Raw genomic sequence first — 4,444 nt, forward strand, 5'->3', positions numbered from 1 at the left:
ACACGGTCCTGAAGAAGCGGTTCCCGTCGCTCTTCTACGCGGACGTGGCCCAGGGGATCATCGATGCCAAGCGCAACGGCTGGGTCATGCGACCACCCGGCAGCGTGGTCGTCGTCGGCGCCCGAAGCCAGGCCGACGGCACCGTCCGGGTGCAGACCTGCCGCTCGCAGACCACGCAGTACTGGAGCCCGAAGACGCGGGCCTGGACCGTGGTCGCCCCGGAGGGCTCGCCCGAGGTCGTCGAGATGATCAAGACCGGGATCGGCTGGCTGCCGTACCGCCTGGCACCGTCCACCGGCGCGAGTTGCGCCGGGGTGGAATATCCGGCCTAGATCAGAACGGCCGCATTCAGGTTCCGATCAGGTGACGGGGCAGTGGGCAACGGGCATGATGCACCTGGCCGAAGATAATCTGCCGGTAGCCGAGTCTGGGGAGTGAGGATGCACAACCGAGTGGGCCGTGGACTGGTCGTCCTGAGCGCCGTACTCGCACTGCTCATGGCCGTACCGGCCGCCACCGCGAGCGCCGACACCATTCACAGTGGCAACACGGTGTGCAGCATGTACGTCAACTCCGTCGGCTTCGGTGCGTACTGCAGTTCCGGGCAGCCCTACCTGGGAACCGGAGCGCCGCCGCCCACCTGGCGGGAGCGACTGGACGGCAGGCCCTTCATACCGTGCCGTGACTTCGAAATCCCCGGCGGCGTCGAGCTCCCGGAGGCGCCGGAGGGCAAGAGGTGGGTGCTTCGGATCACGATCACCGACTACCGGCTCGACACCTACAACGGTGGCCCGAGGGCTCACCTGGAGCGCGCCTACGTCCCGGTGAACCCGGCTGAGGCAGCACAGTGCCCGCAGCCGGACTACATGGACTACTTCTGGTACACCTTCAGGAGCACGTATCCGGAACCGGCGCTCGTGGTCAAGCCCACCTTCACGCCCCGGGTCAACGTACCGGCGTTCTTCTCGCTGACGAAGGAGAGCTCGGAGCAGTACAAGGAGACAGGTGAGCTGAGCGGGTACTTCGACCCGACGCACAACCTGACGATGCGCGGCATGGTCGTCGAGATGACGATCGATCCCGGCGACGGCACCCCGCCGTTCACCTGCAAGATGGGGACGACTCCGGCCGACGACCCGGACGGGTACGACGAGACCCAGGATCCGTTCCACCAGATGAACACGTGCAAGCACACCTACAAGAGGTCCAGCGCGAACCAGCCGGACGGCATGTACACGGTGAAGCTGACGATCACCTGGGCGGTGGCGTACTGGATCGGCCGGAACGCCGGTGGCTGGCACGAGATCGGCAAGGCGAACGTGCATGCCGTGCAGCGGTTGCCTGTTCAGGAAGTGCAGGCCATCGGTGGCTGATGGTGGGGGTATGGAGGAGCGATGGTGAAGACGAATGAGCCGGTGCGAGCGGCGCGGCTGCCGCAGCGGCGGTCGGGCAGCCCGGGCGCGGACCGGCTGAAGGGGTTCGTCGCGCTGCTCGCGATCCTGGCGATCGTCGGTGGCGTCCCGTACGTGCTGCTGCGGTTCTTCGGTACGCCGTGGCCGGAGCGGATGCCGAGCCGGGACGTGCTGTTCAGCGAGCTGAGCATCGAGACGGTGCTCGGCATCATCGCGGTCGTCATCTGGATCGCCTGGCTGCACTTCGTCATCTGCCTGGTCGCGGAGGCGGTGGCCGAGATCCGAGGCCACGGCCTGCCGCCCCGCATCCCCCTCGGCGGCGGCTCGCAGGGCCTCGCCCGGCGGTTGATCTCGACCGTGGTGCTGATCGGTGCGGCGACCGGCGTCAGCCTGCCGGTCGCAAGCGCCGTCACCACCGTGCACACCGGTGCGCCGACGGTGGCGACCGCGACGCAGGACGGCGACCAGGGGTCCCGGGACACGTACCGGCAGACCGAGGCCCGCAGTTCGGTGCTCAGCGGCAACCAGACCTCGACGACGCACACCGGCGTACGGACGAACAGCGACGACAAGGGCCAGGTGATCAAGTACACCGAGGTCCGTCCGCCGCAGGGCCGGAACTACGACTGCCTGTGGGACATCGCCGAGCGCTACCTCGGCGAGGGCCGCCGCTACAAGGAGATCTACGACCTCAACAAGAACAAGCTGCAGCCCGACGGGCGCCGGCTGACGAACCCGGACCTGATCCTCCCGGGCTGGCAGGTCCGCCTGCCCGCCGACGCCAAGGGCGCGGGCGTGCACACCGTCCGGGTGAAGATCGACACCGGTACGACGGTCAGCCACGGCACCCGGACGACGTCGCCCGGGACCGAGGGCTCGACCGGCACCAAGTCGTCCACGGGCACGAGGGCCACGACGGGCACGGGGACGGCGACCGGCTCCGAGACCGCACCGGGGACCGGCAGCCGCTGGTTCGAGGAGCAGGGCTCGGAGAAGGGCTCGTCGGTCACCATCGGCAGCGCGACCCGCGACCCGGGCGCGAAGAACGTCAAGCCGGGCGAGCCGGGGATCACGGTCGAGCCGCACGGGCCGGGGACGTCACGGTCCGAACCGGGCGACCCGGCCGCCGGTGGCACGAAGGTGCCCGAGCCGGTCCCGGTCGCGGTCGACGACGGCTTCGACGCCACCCAGGCCGGGATCTACGGCTTCGGCGCGACCCTGCTGGCGGCCGGTCTCGCGCTGGCGCTCAGGCGCCGTCGCGGCTGGGCCTTGGGCCCTGGTCCGAAGGCGGCCGGTCACCGGCAGACCGAGGTCGGCCTGCGGCTCGCGTCGGACATCCCGACCGCCCAGTTCGTCGACAACGCGCTGCGGCAGCTCGGTGTGGAGATGACCAGGGCGAGCCGGCCGATGCCGAAGGTCGTCGCCGCGCTGGTGACCGACCGCGCGCTCACGCTGGTGCTCGACCCGTACGAGGCGCAGAGCCCGCCGCCCGCGCCGTGGCAGACGATTGCCGACGGCACCCGGTGGACGTTGCGCCGGGCCTACGGGCCGAACGGTGACGTCGCCGCACCGGCGCCGTACCCGACGCTCGTCACGATCGGGCGGAACGCCGACGGCTCGACCGTGCTGGTCGACCTGGACACCGCGAACGGCATCGTCAGCTTCGGCGGTGTGAACAACTCGTCCCGCGACGTCGTCGGTTCCCTCGCGGTCGAGCTGGCGACGAACCTGTGGTCCGAGGGTGCGCACGTCAGCATGGTCGGGTTCGGCGACGACCTGTCGTCGCTGGCGCCGAACCGGCTGAGCTACTGGGTCCGGCTCGACGACGCGATCGCCGAGGTCAACCGCCGTACCGAGGCGCAGGTCCAGGCCTGTTCGCGGCGGGGGGTGGGCTCGGTCGCCGAGGCACGGCTGGCGCACCCGGACACGGCGTTGTGGGGTGCGGAGATCATCTTCGTGTCCGCGCCGCCGTCGCCGCAGGAGCAGGACCAGCTGAACCGGCTGGCCGCCGACCACCGGCGCAGCGTCGCGGTGGTCGTGGTCGGCGACGTGATCGCGTCCCCGTGGCGGTTCGTGGTGGACGAGAAGAACCAGGCCGTCTGCCGGCTGCTCGGCCTCGAGGTCGATGCCCACAGCATCGATCCCGCCCAGTTCGCCGACCTGGTCGCGCTGTTCGAGGCGGCCGAGTCGGACTCGCTGGACAAGCGCCGGGCCGAGCAGGACATGCCGGCGTACGAGTTCTCCGCCACCGATCTGAGCCGTCCCGCGCCGGTCGAGGTGGATCTGCTCGGGCCGGTCGAGGTGGATGCCCGCGGGGAGATCGACGAGGGCCGCAAGCAACTGTCGACCGAGATCATCGCGTTCCTCGCCAGCCAGGACTACGGCGTGCACCCGAACGTGCTGGCCGGGGCGATCTGGCCGCGGGGTATCAGCGAGGAACTGCGCGACGCGGCGCTCGAGCACACCCGCAGCTGGGTCGGTGTCGACGCGATGTACGCCGACGAGTCGGGTCGCTGGATGCTGAACCGCAGTGTCGTCCGGGTCGACTGGGACGTGTTCCGGACGCTGGCCAAGCAGGCGACGATGATGGACGACCCGCGCGGTCCGTTGTCGACGGCACTGAGCCTGGTGCACGGCCCGGCCTGGTCGAACACACCGGCCGGCCGGTACTCCTGGCTCGCCACCTCGGGTATCGAGCGCCGGATGGTGGAGGCGATCGTGGACGCCGCGCTGAAGCTGGCGGAGACGTCGCTCAACTACAACGACGGCAACCTGGCCCGGACGGCGCTGCAGACCGGCCTGAGCTTCTCGCCGGCCTCGGAGGAGCTCTGGCGAGCCACCCTCCGGCTCGCGTCGCACTTCGGCACCACCGCCGACGTCACCAACGTCGCCGCGCAACTGTACGCCGCCCTCGCCAAGCACGGCGGCCCCCGCGGCCCCGAGGCCGAGACCGAGGCCCTGGTCGACGAGCTCCTCCCCGGCTACCACCGCCCGGCCCAGGTCGCCTGACCCCGCAGACGCAAGCCAGCGCC

Annotated in this window: 2 protein-coding genes and 1 pseudogene; all 3 read left to right on the top strand. The window is 70.4% G+C overall.

Translation table 11 applies throughout. The annotated features are described in order from the left end of the window. Positions 1 to 332: pseudogene (locus E1218_RS36445) on the top strand (hypothetical protein); the annotation flags it as partial. A 108-nt stretch (positions 333 to 440) separates the two neighbouring features. Then, entirely contained in the window at positions 441 to 1,373 is a 933-nt protein-coding gene (locus E1218_RS34930; protein WP_132327313.1) for a hypothetical protein, read from the top strand. 21 nt (positions 1,374 to 1,394) lie between these two features. Further along, positions 1,395 to 4,421 carry a hypothetical protein gene (locus tag E1218_RS34935; RefSeq protein ID WP_132327314.1) on the top strand — a complete coding sequence of 1,009 codons (3,027 nt, stop codon included), beginning with the start codon at positions 1,395 to 1,397 and terminating at the stop codon, positions 4,419 to 4,421. The last annotated feature ends 23 nt before the right edge of the window (positions 4,422 to 4,444 follow it).

It is taken from the genome of Kribbella turkmenica, from assembly GCF_004348725.1.
Taxonomy (GTDB): Bacteria; Actinomycetota; Actinomycetes; order Propionibacteriales; family Kribbellaceae; genus Kribbella; species Kribbella turkmenica.

Coding starts and splice junctions, on each gene's coding strand:
- E1218_RS34930 (WP_132327313.1), top strand. CDS start 441: ATGCACAACCGAGTGGGCCGTGGACTGGTCGTCCTGAGCGCCGTACTC.
- E1218_RS34935 (WP_132327314.1), top strand. CDS start 1,395: ATGGTGAAGACGAATGAGCCGGTGCGAGCGGCGCGGCTGCCGCAGCGG.